Annotated in this window: 16 protein-coding genes and 1 pseudogene; 8 read left to right on the forward strand and 9 right to left on the reverse strand. The window is 64.2% G+C overall.

The window, feature by feature from the left end:
* The 7 genes from AC1DYX_RS15860 to AC1DYX_RS15890 form a co-directional block, all read left to right on the forward strand.
* Positions 1–1,089, forward strand: a 1,089-nt coding sequence (locus tag AC1DYX_RS15860; RefSeq protein WP_477260433.1) for a S41 family peptidase, incomplete at its 5' end; no start/stop codon positions are given.
* A gap of 127 nt (positions 1,090–1,216) precedes the next feature.
* The gene (locus AC1DYX_RS15865) at positions 1,217–2,338 is read left to right on the forward strand and encodes a beta-ketoacyl-ACP synthase III (RefSeq protein ID WP_477260434.1); all 1,122 of its coding nucleotides are present in this window, start codon (positions 1,217–1,219) and stop codon (positions 2,336–2,338) included.
* 263 nt (positions 2,339–2,601) lie between these two features.
* Positions 2,602–3,090 (forward strand): hypothetical protein, encoded by a 489-nt coding sequence (locus AC1DYX_RS15870; protein WP_477260436.1) that lies wholly within the window; start codon positions 2,602–2,604, stop codon positions 3,088–3,090.
* Between the two features lie 246 nt (positions 3,091–3,336).
* Positions 3,337–4,725: an aminotransferase class III-fold pyridoxal phosphate-dependent enzyme gene (locus tag AC1DYX_RS15875; protein WP_477260437.1), complete on the forward strand. Its 1,389-nt coding sequence runs from the start codon at positions 3,337–3,339 to the stop codon at positions 4,723–4,725.
* 69 nt (positions 4,726–4,794) lie between these two features.
* The gene (locus AC1DYX_RS15880; RefSeq protein ID WP_477260439.1) at positions 4,795–5,289 is read left to right on the forward strand and encodes an Lrp/AsnC family transcriptional regulator; all 495 of its coding nucleotides are present in this window, start codon (positions 4,795–4,797) and stop codon (positions 5,287–5,289) included.
* A 120-nt stretch (positions 5,290–5,409) separates the two neighbouring features.
* Positions 5,410–6,891 (forward strand): NAD-dependent succinate-semialdehyde dehydrogenase, encoded by a 1,482-nt coding sequence (locus AC1DYX_RS15885; RefSeq protein ID WP_477260441.1) that lies wholly within the window; start codon positions 5,410–5,412, stop codon positions 6,889–6,891.
* An 87-nt stretch (positions 6,892–6,978) separates the two neighbouring features.
* On the forward strand, positions 6,979–7,902 hold the full coding sequence (locus AC1DYX_RS15890; protein ID WP_477260443.1) for a LysR family transcriptional regulator: 924 nt from the start codon (positions 6,979–6,981) through the stop codon (positions 7,900–7,902).
* A 7-nt stretch (positions 7,903–7,909) separates the two neighbouring features.
* Here the strand turns inward: AC1DYX_RS15890 and AC1DYX_RS15895 are convergent, their stop codons facing one another.
* The 9 genes from AC1DYX_RS15895 to AC1DYX_RS15935 form a co-directional block, all read right to left on the reverse strand.
* Positions 7,910–9,187: an NAD(P)/FAD-dependent oxidoreductase gene (locus tag AC1DYX_RS15895; RefSeq protein WP_477260446.1), complete on the reverse strand. Its 1,278-nt coding sequence runs from the start codon at positions 9,185–9,187 to the stop codon at positions 7,910–7,912.
* Between the two features lie 45 nt (positions 9,188–9,232).
* Positions 9,233–9,904: a haloacid dehalogenase type II gene (locus AC1DYX_RS15900; RefSeq protein WP_477260448.1), complete on the reverse strand. Its 672-nt coding sequence runs from the start codon at positions 9,902–9,904 to the stop codon at positions 9,233–9,235.
* A gap of 227 nt (positions 9,905–10,131) precedes the next feature.
* Entirely contained in the window at positions 10,132–10,587 is a 456-nt protein-coding gene (locus tag AC1DYX_RS15905; RefSeq protein ID WP_477260449.1) for a hypothetical protein, read from the reverse strand.
* Between the two features lie 20 nt (positions 10,588–10,607).
* The gene (locus AC1DYX_RS15910) at positions 10,608–11,054 is read right to left on the reverse strand and encodes a DUF2721 domain-containing protein (RefSeq protein WP_477260450.1); all 447 of its coding nucleotides are present in this window, start codon (positions 11,052–11,054) and stop codon (positions 10,608–10,610) included.
* 77 nt (positions 11,055–11,131) lie between these two features.
* A complete protein-coding gene (pip, locus tag AC1DYX_RS15915) occupies positions 11,132–12,088 on the reverse strand; it encodes a prolyl aminopeptidase (protein WP_477260451.1) in 957 nt (318 codons plus the stop codon).
* A gap of 54 nt (positions 12,089–12,142) precedes the next feature.
* Positions 12,143–13,474 carry an amino acid deaminase gene (locus tag AC1DYX_RS15920; RefSeq protein ID WP_477260452.1) on the reverse strand — a complete coding sequence of 444 codons (1,332 nt, stop codon included), beginning with the start codon at positions 13,472–13,474 and terminating at the stop codon, positions 12,143–12,145.
* Between the two features lie 14 nt (positions 13,475–13,488).
* Positions 13,489–13,929, reverse strand: coding sequence for a DUF2750 domain-containing protein (locus AC1DYX_RS15925; RefSeq protein WP_477260453.1), 441 nt, complete (start codon positions 13,927–13,929; stop codon positions 13,489–13,491).
* A gap of 268 nt (positions 13,930–14,197) precedes the next feature.
* Positions 14,198–14,938: an acetoacetyl-CoA reductase gene (gene phbB, locus AC1DYX_RS15930; protein ID WP_477260454.1), complete on the reverse strand. Its 741-nt coding sequence runs from the start codon at positions 14,936–14,938 to the stop codon at positions 14,198–14,200.
* A 106-nt stretch (positions 14,939–15,044) separates the two neighbouring features.
* Positions 15,045–16,220, reverse strand: coding sequence for an acetyl-CoA C-acetyltransferase (locus AC1DYX_RS15935; protein WP_477260456.1), 1,176 nt, complete (start codon positions 16,218–16,220; stop codon positions 15,045–15,047).
* 472 nt (positions 16,221–16,692) lie between these two features.
* Between AC1DYX_RS15935 and AC1DYX_RS15940 the strand changes: the two are divergent.
* Positions 16,693–17,100, forward strand: a pseudogene (locus AC1DYX_RS15940) (septum site-determining protein MinC); the annotation flags it as partial.

Genomic DNA, 17,100 nt, shown 5'->3' on the forward strand with positions numbered 1-17,100 from the left:
GGCTATATCCGCATCGTCACCCCCATCGAGGACGCACCGGCCGCCCGCGCCGGCATCCGCGCGGGCGACCTGATCACGCACATCGATGGCGCGGCCGTGAAGGAAATGAACCTCGACGATGCCATCAAGCGCATGCGCGGCGAGCCGCGCACGAAGGTCGTGCTCGCCGTGCTGCGCAAGGATGTGCCGGCGCCGCTGTCGTTCACGATCATGCGCGACGAGATCGTGCAGAAAAGCGTCAAGGGCAGGATCGTCGCGCCCGGCTACGCCTGGGTGCGCGTATCGCAGTTCCAGGAACCGACCGTGGAAGACCTGGCCGCCAAACTGGCCGCGCTGGCGCACGAGGAACCGAACCTGAAAGGCGTCGTGCTCGACCTGCGCAACGACCCCGGCGGCCTGCTGCAGGGCGCGATCGGCGTGGCGGCAGCGTTCCTGCCGAAGAATGCGGAAATCGTCTCGACCAACGGGCAGCTGGAGGAATCGCGCGCGCGGTTCTACGGCAGCCCCGAGTACTACCTGCTCAGCCGCGGCACCGATCCGCTCGACAAGGTGCCGGACCTGTATAAAACCATTCCGATGGTCGTGCTGGTGAACACGGGCTCCGCCTCGGCGTCGGAAATCGTCGCCGGCGCCCTGCAGGATCACAAGCGCGCGGCCATCGTCGGCAGCCGGACGTTCGGCAAGGGTTCCGTGCAGACGATCCGTCCGCTCGCCGGCGACACCGCGGTGAAGCTCACGACGGCACGCTATTACACGCCGAGCGGCCGCTCGATCCAGGCGCGCGGCATCGTCCCCGACGTCCCCGTCGACGAGAACGCCGACGGGGACGGCCTGAACGCCCTGCGCATGCGCGAGGCCGACCTGCGCCACCACCTCGCGAACGGCAACGACCGCACGGCCGAGGATGCGACGAACCGCGACGACATCGAGGAGCAGATGCGCATCCTCGCGGCCGAGCGGTCGCGCAAGCCGCTCGAATTCGGCAGCGCCGACGATTTCCAGCTGACCCAGGCGCTGCATCATCTGCAGGGCTTGCCGGTGCAATTGTCGAAACGCGTCCAGCCGCCGGCTTCTCTGGCCCAGCACTGATCTCGCACAACGCCTGTACTGACAGGCTTTATGTCCGATCAACCACAATTCCCACCGTCAGTACGATTGTGTAGAATCGACTGATTCCCGGGATGTTGCTTCCCGCTATTGAATATGAAAATCCATTATGAAATCTGTCGTCATCAGCGGCACCGGCCTGTTCACGCCGCCGAATTCGATCTCCAACGATGAGCTCGTAACGGCCTTCAATGCCTACGTCGACCTGTTCAACGCCGAGCACGCCGATCAGATCGCGGCCGGAGCAATCGCCGCGCTGGAACCGTCCAGCAGCGCCTTCATCGAAAAAGCGTCCGGCATCAAGTCGCGCCATGTGATGGAAAAGGACGGCATCCTCGATCCGACCCACATGACGCCGCGCATCAAGGAGCGCGCCGACGAGGAACTCTCCCTGCAGGCCGAGATCTGCGTCGCCGCCGCGCGCCAGGCCCTGGCCCGCGCGGGCCGCACGCCGGCCGACATCGACATGGTGCTCGTCGCCGCAAGCAATATGCAGCGCGCCTACCCGGCCATGGCCGTCGAGGTGCAGGATGCGCTCGGCATCGAGGGGTATGGCTTCGACATGAACGTCGCCTGCTCGTCCGCCACGTTCGCGATCCAGACGGCCGCCGCCGCCGTCCAGACGGGCCAGGCGCGCGCCGTGCTCGTGCTGGATCCGGAAATCACGAGCGCCCACCTGAACTTCCGCGACCGCGACAGCCATTTCATCTTCGGCGACGCCTGCACGGCGATGGTCATCGAGGCGGCCGGGACGGCCACGAGCGAACACCAGTTCGAGATCCTCGATTCGAAGCTGAAGACCAAGTTCTCGAACAATATCCGCAACAACTACGGCTTCATGAACCGCTTCGACGAAGCGGGCATCGGCCAGCCGGATAAACTGTTCCGCCAGCAGGGCCGCAAGGTGTTCAAGGAAGTATGCCCGATGGCCGCGGCGATGATCCGCGACACGGTCGAAGGCGCGGGCCTGAAGATCGAGGACATGTCCCGCTTCTGGCTGCACCAGGCCAACCTGGGCATGAACCAGCTGATCGTGCGCACCCTGCTCGGCCGCGACGCCACGCCGGAAGAAGCGCCGGTGATCCTCGACACGTACGCGAACACGTCGTCGGCCGGTTCGATCATCGCGTTCCACTCGTACCAGGACGACCTGGCCAGCGGCGCCAACGGCGTCATCTGCTCGTTCGGTGCCGGCTATTCGATCGGTTGCGTCGTCGTACGCAAGAAGTAAAAAGTAGGGTGGGCGGCCCCCGCCCACGCGAACGTCCCGGGTCCGCCAACGTCCGCGTGGGCACGTCTCATTGGATTGATGCCCCCGGCATCAATCCCCCCCGGCCTCAAATGCCCACCCTACCGCAAGCCTTTGTTTCGCAAGGAAAAGTTAGTAGTTCCAGTCCTACAAAGGTGCGCTCCCTCTTCCTCTGGAATAACGCGTTCCCCGCGCGCATGATCCTCCTGTCAGCGCATCCGCATGCGCAGCTCAAGGAGGATCAAATGTCTAAACAAAAAGGACCGGACAGCACCCGCGCCCGTGGCATCGCCAAGGAAAAGATCGTCCCCGTCGCGGAAGGCAGCCAGCAGCCGCGCGCACCGGGCTGGGTGGCGCCGGGGAGCGCGAATGTCCAGTCGGCGAATATCGAACAACAAGGCGCTTCGCTGCGCGCCCGCGGTTCGCTGCAGGGCAGCGTCGATGCGAACATCGGCAGCCAGCGCGGCGGTGCCGGCGCCCAGCAGGCCGGCTGGAGCGCCCGCCAGAGCGCCCAGCGCATGCAGGCGCGCGGCGAGGAAGACCGCCTGAACGCATCGCGCCAGTCGGGCTACAGCGGCATGGAACAGCAGCAGAAAGGCGGCTCGCTGGAATCGTCGACGGGCTCCATGCAGAGCGGCGCCAACATGTCGCGCCAGGGCGACCAGACGGCGCAGCCTGCCTCGAATTACCGGAGCAAGAAAAGCAAAAAAGGCAGTAGCGGCGCCGGGCACTAAGCCCGGCTCCAGCTCGGCCGGGCGCTTGCCCGGCTTTTTTTTCGTGAGTTCCGCAAAAAAGCACAGGGCAGGCGAGTCGATCATCTTTAACTCCAAAGAAAAAGTAGTGTGAATTGATGGGAGTTTTAATAGATTTCTCGCTGGATAGAATGGCATCGCCCTGATCAACCCAATCGCCCTGGCACGTCGCATGGCCGGTCGTACCGTTGATCTTCCCTCGTCGCAAGAACTGACACGGAACTCACCATGCAAACCCATTCGTCCAATTCTCTCATCGCACTGGACCGCGACCACCTGATCCACCCTCTCGTCAACTACCGCACCCACGAACAGCGCGGCGTCACGATTCTCGAATCGGGACACGGCGCCTACCTGCGCGATGCACAGGGCGATGAGCTGCTGGATGCCTTCTCCGGCCTGTGGTGCGTCAATGTCGGCTACGGCCAGGAGAGCGTCGTCAAGGCCGCGGCCGAACAGATGGCGAAGCTGCCGTATGCCACCGGCTACTTCCACTTCGGTTCCGAGCCGGCGATCCGCCTCGCCGCACGCCTGGTGGAGCTGGCGCCGGCCTCGCTGCGCCATGTGTATTTCACGCTTGGCGGTTCCGATGCGGACGACTCGGCGATCCGCTTCATCACGCACTACTACAACTCGACCGGCCGGCCGCAAAAGAAACAGTTCATCTCGGTCGAACGCGGCTATCACGGCTCGTCCGCGCAGGGGTCGGGCCTGACCGCGCTTGCCGTGTTCCACCACAATTTCGACGTGCCGCTGCCCAACCAGCACAAGATTCCTTCTCCCTATCCTTACCGCAATCCGGCCGGCGCCGATGCGGAAACGGTCATCCGTACGTCGGTCGACGCCTTGCGCGCCAAGGTGCGCGAACTGGGCCAGGACAATGTGGCCGCCTTCTTCTGCGAGCCGATCCAGGGTTCCGGCGGCGTCATCGTGCCGCCCAGGGGCTGGCTGAAAGCGATGCAGGACACGTGCCGCGAACTGGACATCCTGTTCGTCGTCGATGAAGTCATTACCGGCTTTTGCCGCACCGGCCCGATGTTCGCCTGCGAAGAGGAAGGCGTGGAGCCGGACCTGATGGTGATGGCCAAGGGCCTGACGTCCGGTTACGCCCCGATGGGCGCCGTCATGCTGTCCGACGCGGTGTACCAAGGCATCGCCGACGGCACGCCGGCCAGCGTGCCGGTCGGCCATGGCCATACCTATTCCGCGCACCCGGTCAGCGCCGCCATCGGCCTCGAGGTACTGCGCCTGTACACCGAAGGCGGCCTGATGGCCAACGGCATTGCCCAGGCGCCGCACTTCGAAGAAGGTCTGCGCAGCCTGCTCAAGCATCCGCTGGTGGGCGAAGCGCGCAGCCGCGGCATGCTCGGCGCGCTCGAACTGGTGGCGGACAAGTCCAGCAAGGCACGCTTCGATCCCTCGCTCAAGCTGCACGAGCGCATCGCCGCAACGGCATACCGCAACCGCGTGGTGTTCCGCGCCTTCGGCGACAACGTCCTCGGCTTCGCGCCGGCCCTGTGCTATACCGCGGCCGACTTCGACCTGCTGTTCGACCGCTTGAAGAAAACGCTGGACGAAGTGCTCGACCAGCCCGAAGTACGCCGGGCAGTCAAATAATCTTCACGCCGACGCCAGGGAACAGGGTAGCCGGTATCGAAGGATTGCAGGACACGGTGGATAACGACGATGTACGACATGCCAAAACTCGACCGGATCGATATCCACATCCTCAGCCACCTGCAACGCAACGGCCGGGTCACGAACGTGGACCTGGCCGATGCCGTCGGCCTCTCGCCCAGCCCCTGCCTGATTCGGGTGAAGCGCCTGGAGAAGGCAGGCTACGTCACCGGATACGGCGCCCATGTGCAGCTGGAAAAGCTGGGCGACATGCAAGTGGTGTTTACCCAGGTAACGCTGTCGGACCACCGCCGCGAAGACTTCGCGCGGTTCGACGCTGCCGTCCGCAACGTCGACGAGATCGTCGAATGCCACCTGGTCAGCGGCGGTTTCGATTACCTGCTCAAGTTCGTGACCCGCAGCGTGACCCATTACCACAGCATCGCCGAGGAGGTGCTCAGGCAGGGCGTCAATATCGAGAAATACTTCAGCTACATCGTGATCAAATCGACGTTCGTCAAAAGCCACTATCCGATCGAAAAGCTGTTCAACGGTCAGGATTGAYGGTCCGCCGCCCCTGCCTTTCTCCCACCACACCTTCCCTGGACCGTGACCGCACAAAAGTTAACGCGACGCATAAAGCGTCCCTTCATGCATGCATCAACTACATAAGGACTTTCGACCATGTCTCTGACTCTTAATCTGACCGACCTGCTCAAGGAACAGAACTTCATCGATGGCCAATGGCGCGACTGCCTCAGCGGACGCCGGCACGAGGTCGCCGACCCGGCAACCGGCGCCACCTTCGCCAGCGTGCCGGACAGCGGCACGGTGGACGCGCAGATGGCCACCGACGCCGCGCACGCCGCCTTCGAGGGCTGGCGCGCGCTTCCCGCGCGCGAGCGGGCGCGCCTGCTCAAGCGCTGGCATGCGCTGATCGTCGCCAATACGGAAGACCTGGCGCGGATCATCTCGCGCGAGCAGGGCAAGCCGCTGGCGGAAGCGCGTGGCGAGGTCGCCTACGGTGCGTCGTATGTGGAATGGTTTTCGGAAGAAGCCGTCCGGACCTACGGCGACATCATTCCGGAACAGGTGCGCGGCAAGAAGCTGACGGTGACGAAGGAACCGGTCGGCGTCATCGCCGCGATCACGCCATGGAACTTCCCGCTGGCGATGATTGCCCGCAAGATCGCCCCTGCGCTTGCCGCCGGCTGCACCGTCGTCGCCAGGCCGGCCGAAGACACGCCGCTGACGGCACTGGCGCTGGTGCGGTTGGCGGAAGAGGCCGGCATTCCTCCCGGCGTGCTCAACATCGTGACCTCTTCCCGCGCGCAGGTGCAGGAAGTCGTCGGCGCATGGCTGCACGATGCCAGGGTACGCAAGATCACGTTCACCGGTTCGACCGCGGTGGGCAAGCACCTGGCGCGCGAGTCGGCGGGCACGCTGAAGCGCCTGTCGCTCGAACTCGGCGGCAATGCTCCGTTCATCGTGTTCGAGGATGCCGACCTGGATGCGGCGGTCGACGGCCTGATGGCGGCCAAGTTCCGCAACGGCGGCCAGACCTGCGTGTGCCCGAACCGTGTCTATGTGCACGACGCCGTCTACACGACGTTCGCCGCGAAGCTGGTCGAGCGTGTAGCGGCGCTGCGCGTCGGACCGGCCACCCGCGACGACGCGCAGATCGGCCCGATGATCAATGCCCGCGCCGTGGACAAGATCGAGAGCCACGTGCGGGACGCGCTGGCGCGCGGCGGCGAGCTGCTGGCCGGCGGCACGCGGGTGCAGGACGACAGCGCGTGCGGCCCGAACTACTTCATGCCGACGGTGATCGCCGAAGCCAGTCACGAGATGGCGCTGGCCTCGGAAGAAACCTTCGGTCCGGTCGTGCCGCTGTTCCGCTTCTCCGGCGAGGACGAGGTCATCCGCTGCGCCAACGATACGCCTTATGGCCTGGCCGCCTATTTTTATTCGCGCGACATCGCGCGCGTGGCGCGTGTGGCCGAACGGCTGCAGGCCGGCATCGTCGGCGTCAACGAAGGCGTGATTTCCTCGGAAGCGGCGCCTTTCGGCGGTGTCAAAGAGTCGGGTTATGGCCGCGAAGGCTCGCGTTACGGCCTGGACGATTACATGCAGACCAAATATCAGTGCCAGGGCGGCGTCGCCTAGGCAATCATCGGAACGGCGTCATTACAGCGAGTGGGATATGGTATAAAATTTCCTTGAATCCAAACTACTTTTTCGCTGGGGTTAAAGATGATTCACTCGCCCGACCTGAGCTTTTTCCAGCAGATCGTCAAGCAGGGCAGCCTGTCGGCGGCGGCGCGTGAACTCGGCATTACCCCGGCGGCGGTCAGCAAGCGGTTGGCAAAAATCGAAGAGAGCCTGGGCGTTGCCCTGGTACGCCGTACGACGCGCCGGCTCAGCCYGACCGATGAAGGAGAACAGTTTCTTGCCAGCGCGCGCCGGATACTGACGGAGCTCGMGGAGAYGGAACAGCAGGTCGCGCAGAATCGCCTTGCTCCCAAGGGCCTGCTCAGGGTGAACGCGCCGCTGGGTTTCGGTCGGACCTATATCACGCCGATCGTTTCCCGCTTCATCAAGCAGTATCCCGAGGTGGAAGTCCAGTTGCAGCTGACGGACCATCCGCTCAGTCTCGTCGACGACACCTTCGAGATCGGCATACGGTTCGGCGAGATTCCGGATACCCGCCTGGTGGCACGGCGTATTGCGCCCAACCGTCGCCTCGTCTGCGCGGCACCGTCCTACCTCAAGGCGCATGGCGTGCCGAAGGTACCGCACGACCTGGTCCGCCACAACTGCATCGTGCTGAGACAGAACGAGACGGCCTATGGCTCGTGGCGCTTTTCAAAAGGAAAACAGACCGACACCGTCAAGGTGCGCGGAACACTCTCCAGCAACGACGGTGAGGTGGCGCTCAACTGGGTCCTCGCCGGACATGGCCTGATGCTCAGGGCCGAGTGGGATATCGCCAAGTACGTCCGGACCGGCCGGCTGGTGATCCTTCTGGAGGACTATGCGACGGAGCCGGCGGATATTTTCGCCGTCTATGCCGAGCGGCAGGCGCGCTCGCCGCGCGTGCGGGCTTTCACTGACTTTCTCGTGAATAGTTTTGCACAAAGCGCGGGGAAACCGCAGGCGCCCGGGTTGAAGTGGTAGCCGAATATCAGCGCAACCAGTCCTGGAAGCGATAGTAGGCGCCCACGACAGGCAGGAACCAGGGCTTGCCGAAGTGGCCGGGAACCGCCGGCCACGCCAGATCCCGCCATGGATTGCGTTCGGGGCGGCCATCCATGACATCGGCCATCGCCTGTCCCATGTGCACGGACATCTGCACGCCATGTCCGCTATAGCCCGTCGAGTAGTACATGCCGCGATGCTCGCCCGCGCGCGGCAGGCGGTCGGCCGTCATGTCGACCAGTCCGCCCCAGCAGTAGTCGATGCGCACCTCGCGCAGCTCGGGGAAGAATGCTTCCATGGCCGCGCGCAGGATACGCCCGCTCTTCTGGTCCGAGCGCGGATTGGACATCGCAAAGCGCGCACGCCCACCGAAGATCAGGCGGTTGTCGGCCGAAATGCGGAAGTAGTTGCCGATATTCCTGGACGTGACGTAGTTGCGGCGGTGGGGCAGCAGGCGATCCAGCAGCGCGGACTCCAGCGGCTCGGTCGCGATGATGAAACTGCCCACCGAGATCATGCGGCGGCGAAAATGGAAGAACGGGCCGGTGCGGGAATTCCCGGTCGCCAGCAGCACTTGCCTGGCATCGATACTGCCACGCGGGCTGGTGACGCGGAAGCTGCCGTCGGGACGGCGGTCCAGGCCGGTGACTGCGGCGTTCTCGTACACGCGTGCACCCGCACGGACAGCGGCTTGCGCCAGCCCCACGCCGAATTTGCCGACGTGCATCTGCGCACTGGTCTTCTGCAGCAGGCCGCCATGGAAGCTTGCCGACCCCACTTCCGAACGGATGCCGGCGGCCGGCACCATCTCGACATGCGGGTCCACCTCGCGGCGCAGCAAATCGCAGGCACGCGCCAGCTTGTCGTAATGCTCCGGCTTGGCGGCCAGCTTCAGCTTGCCGACACGCGCGAAGTCGCAGGCGATGTTTTCCTGCCTGACGATGCCTTCGACCACGTCGACCGCCGCATCGTAGGCCTGGTAGAAGGCGCGCGCCTTCTCCACGCCGAGGCGCGCAGCCAGCGCGCCAAAGTCATGTGCGAGCCCACTGTTGCAGTGCCCGCCATTCCGGCCGGACGCTTCGCCCACGACGCGTCCCGCTTCGAGCACGGTCACGGAGGCGCCGCGCCTGGCCAGCGCCAGCGCCGCCGACAACCCGGTAAAGCCCGCCCCGACCACGACGACGTCGGCACGTCCGGCAACCGGACCTTCTGCGCCTGCGGTGAAGGCAGGTGCGGTATCGAGCCAGTAAGATTCCAGTTTCATCGCTGCATCCTGTCCAGGTGGCTTGCCGGGTTCATCCGCATCGCCTTACAGACCGACGAGCGCCGGCAGGCCGCTCAGGTCCTTGATCTCGATGGAGCCCCACACCGGCCATGCCGGCTCGTGGCCGCGCGAAACGAAGACCTTGTTCTTGATGCCGACATCGTCCGCCGACAGGTGATCGTAGCGCATGCTCGACGACACATGCAGGATGTCTTCCGGGCTGCAGCCCAGCTGCCCGATCATGTATTCGAAGGCTTGCAGGCGCGGCTTGTAGGCTTGCGCCTGCTGCGCGGTGTAGACGCGGTGGAAAGGCGCACCCAGCTTCTCGACACTGTGCGGGATCAGGTCATCCATGGAGTTGGAGAAGATCACCAGCTTGTATTCCTTCGCCAGCCTGGCCAGCGCGGCCGGCACGTCCGGGTGCGGCTGCCAGGTCTTCACGGCCTCGTAGAATTTCAAGCCTTCGTTGTCGCGATATTCGACACCCCAGCGGCGGCAGGTGCGCTCCACGGAATTGCACAGGACCTCGTCGTACGGCCTGAAGTCGCCCATCACTTCATCGAGGCGGTAACGCGCAAAGTCCGTCGTGAACTGCGGCATGTCCTCGGGGGAGACACGGTCGGCGAAGAGCTCTTCCATCTTCTCCTTCATCTGGAAGTTGATCAGCGTGCCGTAGCAATCGAAGGAGATGTATTTCGGCCGTAAGTGGGTAGTCATGGTTCGGGTTCCTTGGTTTGACATTCGGGTGGTGGGTTGAGCTGAATGCCATTCTAGGGAGCGAGGCCATGGATAGAATGCCTATGAATTCACACTACTTTTTCTTTGCAGTTAAAAATGGCGTGTGCACCGGCGTATCACAATCATGGGCGTGGCGTTAGTAACGATCCCGGCATTACACCGGGATGTCGTCGAGCCGTGGTTCCAATCGCCACGCCGTCCGCGCATCAGGCGGGATAGCTCTCCGGCGAGCGCAGTTCGGCGAACTGCTCGATGTTGCCGATGCGCACCGTGACAGGGTTCAGGCTCGTATGCGGCGCCAGCGAACGCCACGCGAACTTCCACTCCTTTTCGCGGGCATCGGCAATCGGTCGCGAAAAGGCCACGCCGAGGCGCGAGCGGATGCCGTATTCGACGGGACCGTCGATGCCGGCCCAGTTGGGCAGCGTGCGCTGGACGGCGCGGTGCAGGCGCTCGCCGAATTCCTCCGTGTTGTGGATCACGAGGCAGCTGTCGGCCGGGCCGAGGACGTCGAACAGGCCTTTGTTCCATGCGGTCGAGAACGACAGCGTCAGGAAACCGTTCTCGGGTTGCAGTTTGAATTGGCCGGTCGACAGCGCCAGTTCCAGCTCGGCGCGCAGGCCGTAGCGGTGCAGGGTCGGGGGGCGTTGATAGTCATGCATGATGCTCTCGATTCGTGAGTCTAATCCGGCCGGGCCGGCGTGTCGTGGCGGTGGATGCGCATGTAGCGGAACGAGACGGTTACTTCGCGCAGCAGGAAAACGAAACTGGAAATCAGGGCGACCATGGCCACCACGAACATGCCGGCGATGTAGCGGTCCAGCGGCAGGTTCGTGGTATCGCCGAGGAACAGGCAGGCGATCACCACGCAGATCAGGAAGCCGCAGCCGGTGCTGGACGTGATCGCATAATTGATCAGCCGCCAGCGCAGGTACAACACCTCGAGTTCCTCGCTGCATTCGGGGTCGGGCCCCTTGCGCAGCTCGATCTTGAGGTCGCGGGTACGGTCGATGATGCGTGCGAGACGGTTCATCAGTACCGTCAGCTTGGTCGCCACGCCGGTAAGCAGGAACACGGGCGCGATCGACAGCTGGATGACATGGCCGATGTCGTTGGTCTGGATATTCATGCGGAGTAGCTTGTCGTTATTGTAAGAAGCTGGGAACAGTGTAGCAGGCGGGGCCTGGGTCCCGGGTTATGGTGATGTCAATCGAAGCGGCCGTAGCGCTTGAACTGCTCCGTGGCGGCAACGAGGGCGCGCGCGATGCCGACCTCCAGCGCGCCGTGGCCGGCGTCCGGGATCATGCGCAGGCGCGATCCGCCCCAGGCCTGGTGCAGGCGGTGCGCGGACAACGGCGGGCAGATCACGTCGTAGCGGCCCTGCACGATCACCGCGGGCAGGTGAGAAATGCGCCCGACGTCACGGATCAGCTGGTCCGGCTCGAGGAAGCCGCCGTGCGCCATGTAGTGCGATTCGAGCCGGCCCACGCCCAGGTCGAGCGTGTCGGACGAATGTTCTTCTTCCTGCGGCAGCAGGAATACGCGGCGGCCCTCGAAGCGGCTCCACGCGCGCGCGGCGGGCCAGTATTGCTGCGGGTCGTCGCACAGCAGGCGCTTCGTGTAGGCCGCCAGCAGGTCGCCGCGCTCCTCGGGCGGAATCGGGGCGATGAAGTCGTCGTACAGCTCCGGATAGAACCATTGTACACCGTACAGGAAGAATTCGATCTCGGCCGGGGTGCACAGGAAAATCCCGCGCAGCACGAAACCGAGGCAGCGCTGCGGGTGCGCCTGCCCGTAGGCCAGCGCGAGGGTCGAGCCCCAGGAGCCGCCGAACACGAGCCAGCGCTCGATGCCGAACAGGTTGCGCAAGCGTTCGATGTCGTCGATCAGCAACTGCGTCGTGTTGTTGCGCCATTCGCCCAGCGGCGTCGACTTGCCGGCGCCGCGCTGGTCGAACAGGATCACGCGATAGGCGCTCGGGTCGAAGAAGCGGCGGTGCTGCGGCGACAGGCCCGCGCCCGGGCCGCCGTGCAGGAACACGACGGGGATGCCGTTCGGATTACCCACCTCTTCCCAATAAATCGTGTGCACATCGTCGACGGCCAGCATGCCGTGGCGATTCGGGAGGATCGGAGGGAATAGCGACGGCGGCGTGGCGGGCATGGCGGAATCGGTCTGCAATAACGACAACCGATTGTAGCCTACCGCCCGGCCGGACTAGAAGAAAGTGTTGAGCGCAAAACACACAGCGTAGTCGTCGTCCACGGCCAGCAGCAACGGCCAGCGGTCGAACGTCGTGCATGGATGCGAGATGCCGCAACCGACCAGGTCGCCCACCGCGAGCATCTCGCGCACCGGCCCTTCCGGCAGGCGCAGGTAGGCATGCTGGTCGTTCATTTTGACGATCTCGCAGCCGTCCGGCAGCGCATGCGCGGCGCCGGGACCGGGCCGGTGGTGCCACAGGGGCAGCGGCAGACCGGCGTCGTGCGACGCGTCGCGCTTGCCCATCGTGAGGATCGCCAGCCCCGGCTCCGGGCGCGATTGCACGACGCTCCAGATCTCCAGCGCYGGCCGCAACCCTTCTCCCGGTGCCACGCCCTCGCGCGCATCGAGTGCCTCGATGTGGCGCTGGTACATGCCGTGGTCGCTCGTCAGGTAGCAGCCGCTGCGCAGCACGGGCACGAGCGGCAGCGACAACCCGTGCAATTCCTGGAACCCGCGCGCGACCAGGTCGAAGTACGACGAGCCGCCCGCCGTCACGAGGATCTCGCGCGTGCCGAACAGGCCTTCGTCGTCCGCCTCGCGCACGAGCGCGCACAGGCGCGCGATGAAGCTGGACACCGCGCGCAAATCGGCGTCATGGTCGTCCGACACAAGCAAGCCTTCGTAGCCCTCGAAGCCGGCCAGCACGAGGCCCGGCGCGCGCTCGATGGCGCGGGCCACCGTCAACGCTTCTTCCGGTGTACGGCAGCCGGCGCGCTTGCCCGACAGGCCCAGTTCAACCAGGACGGACAAAGGCCGCATAAGCGGATAACTGAGCGGATGCGCCTCGACTTCCTCCGCCAAACGCGCGACGCCCGCGAGCGAATCGGCCAGCACGACGCATTCGAAACCCGGATCGTCGTGCAGCAGTTGCAACACCATGCGCACATCGCTGCGCGCGACGAGCTGGTTGGCGACGAGCACGCGGCGCACGCCGAACCGGTGCGCCACCCGCACCTGCACGGCGTTCGCCAGGGTGATGCCCCAGGCGCCGTTCGCGAGCTGGGCGCCGAACAACTGCGGGCACATCGTCGTCTTGCCGTGCGGGGCGATGCGCACGCCATGGCGTTCGCAGAAGTCGCGCATCCAGTCGAGRTTGTGGCGCAGCGCCGACGCTTTGAGTACGGCGACGGGATAACTGGTGTCGCCATGCAGCACGTTCCAGCCCTGCACGCCGATCGCGCCCTGGCGCAGCGGCGCGGTCAGCGGCAGGCCTTTCACGCCGGGCTGCAGCATCTGTTCTTCCAGGCTGGACAAGGCCAGCGCACCGTGCGGCAATGCGTTCATGATATTCCTTCTCGTTAGGCGTCGAGGCTGCGCAATTCGTCCTCGATGTCGACGCGCAAGAGGCCCGGCGTCGGCATCACGCCTTTCGAGCCCGGCGTGCGGAAAATGCCGGCCACGAGGCCGTCCTGCTGCAGCTGGGGCAGCAGCTCGCCCAGCAGCTCGTCCAGCGAAAACGCATGCGGCTCATAACCCTCCCACTCGAATTCCGCGCACAGCCGGGCGAATTCCTCGTCCGGCCACATCGCGAACACGAGTGTACCGTCATCCTTCTTCGCCAGCGCCCAGCCGTTGCGGTACAGGCCCCACACGGTGCCCGAGGATGCCACGCGCTTGACGAAATATTCATAGCGCTGCGGCGCCGCCATGCGCACCACGGCCTTCACTTGTTCAGCATCGATCATCGCCTTTTCCCACGCGCGCCCGACGGCGGCCGTCGTCATGAGGATACGACACATGGCCCCCACATGGCGCAGCCAACAAATTCGGGGTCAGAGCACTTTTTTGAGCTATGGTCAGCGGGCATGTTCAAACGCGAGGCGCCGCCAATTCGATGCGGATAACGCTACTGCACCACAAATTGTCGCTTCTGCGCTTTTGGAACACATAGGCTCTGACCCCGAATTTTCGAGTAAATGTGCTCTGACCCCGAACTTTCATGGCGCGGCCTAACCGTCCGGCAAAAAAAAACCGCCCGAAGGCGGTGTCGCATGGCTATGCCATGGCTTATTGCATGTGCTGGCCGCCGTTGATGGCGATGTTGGCGCCGGTGACGAAGGCTGCCTCGTCCGACGACAGGTAGGCGACCAGGCCAGCCACTTCTTCCGGCTTGCCCAGGCGGCCCATCGGGATCTGCGGCAGGATCTTCGATTCCAGCACTTCGGCCGGGATGTCGGTGACCATCTTGGTGCCGATGTAGCCCGGCGAGATGGTGTTCACGGTGACACCCTTGCGCGCCACTTCCAGCGCCAGGGCTTTCGTGAAGCCGTGGATGCCGGCCTTGGCCGCCGAATAGTTGGTCTGGCCGAACGCGCCCTTCTGGCCGTTGACGGACGAGATGTTGATGATGCGGCCCCAGTTGCGCTCGACCATGCCGTCGGTGACCGGTTTGGTCATGTTGAACACGGAATCGAGGTTGGTCTTCATGACCGCATCCCAGTTCACCTTGTCCATCTTCTTGAAGGTCATGTCGCGGGTGATACCGGCGTTGTTGACCAGCACGTCGACCGGGCCGACATCCTGCACGACCTTGGCCACGCAGGCCTGGGCCGAATCATAGTCGGACACGTCGCATTCATAGGCCTTGAAGTCATGACCCTGTTCGCGCATCGCAGCGAGCCAGCCTTCGGCTTTCTTGCTGCCCGGCGAGTACGTCGTCACGACTTTATAGCCGAGCGCCGCCAGCTTGATGCAGATCGCTTCACCCAGGCCGCCCATGCCGCCGGTCACTAATGCCACTCTAGCCATTGTCTTCTCCTAGTTTTTCGCTTTAATAGCGCACACACATTGTTTTAACTACGGAATTGCTTCTACAGACGCGGCGCCGCCATGGCCGGCGCCGCGTCGTGTCTCGTCAGCGCTCGACCGCCAGGGCCACGCCCATGCCGCCGCCGATGCACAGGGCCGCCAGGCCCTTCTTGGCGTCGCGGCGGATCATTTCGTACAGCAGGGTCACCAGCACGCGCGCACCCGAGGCGCCGATCGGGTGGCCCAGCGCGATGGCGCCGCCGTTGACGTTGATCTTCGACGTGTCCCAGCCCATCTGCTTGTTGACGGCGACGGCCTGGGCGGCAAACGCTTCGTTGATCTCCATCAGGTCGACGTCTTCGTGCTTCCAGCCGGCCTTTTCCAGGCACTGGCGGGCGGCGTTGACCGGGCCCATGCCCATGATGGCCGGATCCAGGCCGGCCGACGAATAGGCCTTGATGCGTGCCAGCGGGGTCAGGCCCAGGGCCTTGGCCTTCGAGGCCGACATCATGATCACGGCGGCGGCGCCGTCGTTCAGGCCGGAAGCGTTACCGGCAGTCACGGAGCCCTCCTTGTTGAAGGCCGGACGCAGGCTGGTCAAGCCTTCCAGCGTGGCGCCATGCTTCGGATACTCGTCGGTATCGAAGACGGTGGTGCCCTTCCTGGAGGCGATCTCGATCGGGATGATCTCGTCCTTGAACTTGCCGGCCTTTTGCGCGGCCTCGGCCTTGAGCTGCGACTGCAGCGCGAATTCGTCCTGTTCCTGGCGCGAGATCTCGTACTTGCGTGCGACGTTCTCGGCCGTCACCCCCATGTGGTACTGGTTGTAGACGTCCCACAGGCCGTCGACGATCATCGTGTCGGTCAGCTTGGCATCGCCCATGCGGAATCCGTCGCGCGAACCGTTCAGCACGTGCGGCGACGCGCTCATGTTTTCCTGGCCGCCGGCGATCACGATGTCGGCATCGCCGCACTTGATGGCCTGGGCTGCCAGGTGGGTGGCGCGCAGGCCGGAGCCGCACACCATGTTCAGGGTGAAGGCCGGGACGGTATCCGGCAGGCCGCTCTTGATGACGGCCTGGCGGGCCGGGTTCTGGCCGACGCCGGCCGTCAGGACCTGGCCCAGAATGACTTCGCTGACCGCATCCGGGGCGATGCCCGACTTGGCCAGCAGGTGCTTGATGACCTGGGCGCCTAACTCGGCAGCCGGAATTTTTGCGAGCGCGCCACCGAACTTGCCGATTGCAGTACGGCCAGCGGCCACGATTACGACATCTTCCATATCAATCTCCGGTATCCCGGCCCCAGCGGCCGGGGTTCAATGAGTGGACAGCCCTGCTGTCGGTCTTGTTCCGAGCAGGCCTGGAAGATGCAAAAAACCAGCGCAACGCTTGCGTCAAGCCGGTGCCGGCTCCGCATGCGTGGTTCGCATGGGAGGCATCAGAAACCGGACTACGCGGTAGGTCAACCATGTCGTGCGCTTGATGAATCACAATCTCAGCTCAGGCTTGGACGGAAAGCCAACAATATTAGTGACCTCGCTTAAAGTTTGTTTAAGCAAAATCAATCTTATCAGCTTATTCAACGGAAAAAACAGCCCCTTTTTTGATTTTGCTTAATGATGAGCGTCTTTTTGTGCATTTTTTTTGTTCTGGAAACAGGGATTGCCGCCCATCCAGACACGGTCCGAAAGCCTTTTCCTTTGGTTGAAATTTCACAGTAGAATGCATGGGCTAAGCCAACCTCATTGATTTATGTCCAAAAGCCCGAGCTCCCTGCCCATCGAAATCAAGATCTCCACGGTCGTGGCCATTTCGACCATCCTGCACTCGGCCGATCCGATTGCGATCGATGCCGCGCTGAAGCAGATGACCGGGGGTGTATCGGATTTCTTCGAGGATGAATTCGCCGTCATCGACATCGCCGGCATCGCCGAGGAGGCCGCGCACATCGATTGGGAGGCGCTCGTCGCGCTGCTCCGCAAGTACCGCCTGAACGCCGTCGCCGTGCGCGGCGCCCCGGCCGCCCTGCACGACGTGGTCCGTGCGCACGACCTGTTCCTGGACGATGGTTCCAGCGGCCTGCAGACCGGCGGCAGCCGCGAACGCGAGATGCCCGCGGCCGCTGCCGCGCCGCTGGAAGCGGCCGCGCCTGCCCCGGCG

Source organism: Massilia sp. P2_C2, assembly GCF_056404615.1.

Excerpts from the sequence above, each read along its gene's own strand:
- AC1DYX_RS15870 (WP_477260436.1), top strand. The coding sequence starts at position 2,602 with ATGTCTAAACAAAAAGGACCGGACAGCACCCGCGCCCGTGGCATCGCC.
- AC1DYX_RS15865 (WP_477260434.1), top strand. The coding sequence starts at position 1,217 with ATGAAATCTGTCGTCATCAGCGGCACCGGCCTGTTCACGCCGCCGAAT.
- AC1DYX_RS15885 (WP_477260441.1), top strand. The coding sequence starts at position 5,410 with ATGTCTCTGACTCTTAATCTGACCGACCTGCTCAAGGAACAGAACTTC.
- AC1DYX_RS15905 (WP_477260449.1), bottom strand. The coding sequence starts at position 10,587 with ATGCATGACTATCAACGCCCCCCGACCCTGCACCGCTACGGCCTGCGC.
- phbB (WP_477260454.1), bottom strand. The coding sequence starts at position 14,938 with ATGGCTAGAGTGGCATTAGTGACCGGCGGCATGGGCGGCCTGGGTGAA.
- AC1DYX_RS15910 (WP_477260450.1), bottom strand. The coding sequence starts at position 11,054 with ATGAATATCCAGACCAACGACATCGGCCATGTCATCCAGCTGTCGATC.
- pip (WP_477260451.1), bottom strand. The coding sequence starts at position 12,088 with ATGCCCGCCACGCCGCCGTCGCTATTCCCTCCGATCCTCCCGAATCGC.
- AC1DYX_RS15900 (WP_477260448.1), bottom strand. The coding sequence starts at position 9,904 with ATGACTACCCACTTACGGCCGAAATACATCTCCTTCGATTGCTACGGC.
- AC1DYX_RS15880 (WP_477260439.1), top strand. The coding sequence starts at position 4,795 with ATGTACGACATGCCAAAACTCGACCGGATCGATATCCACATCCTCAGC.
- AC1DYX_RS15925 (WP_477260453.1), bottom strand. The coding sequence starts at position 13,929 with ATGTGTCGTATCCTCATGACGACGGCCGCCGTCGGGCGCGCGTGGGAA.
- AC1DYX_RS15935 (WP_477260456.1), bottom strand. The coding sequence starts at position 16,220 with ATGGAAGATGTCGTAATCGTGGCCGCTGGCCGTACTGCAATCGGCAAG.
- AC1DYX_RS15875 (WP_477260437.1), top strand. The coding sequence starts at position 3,337 with ATGCAAACCCATTCGTCCAATTCTCTCATCGCACTGGACCGCGACCAC.
- AC1DYX_RS15895 (WP_477260446.1), bottom strand. The coding sequence starts at position 9,187 with ATGAAACTGGAATCTTACTGGCTCGATACCGCACCTGCCTTCACCGCA.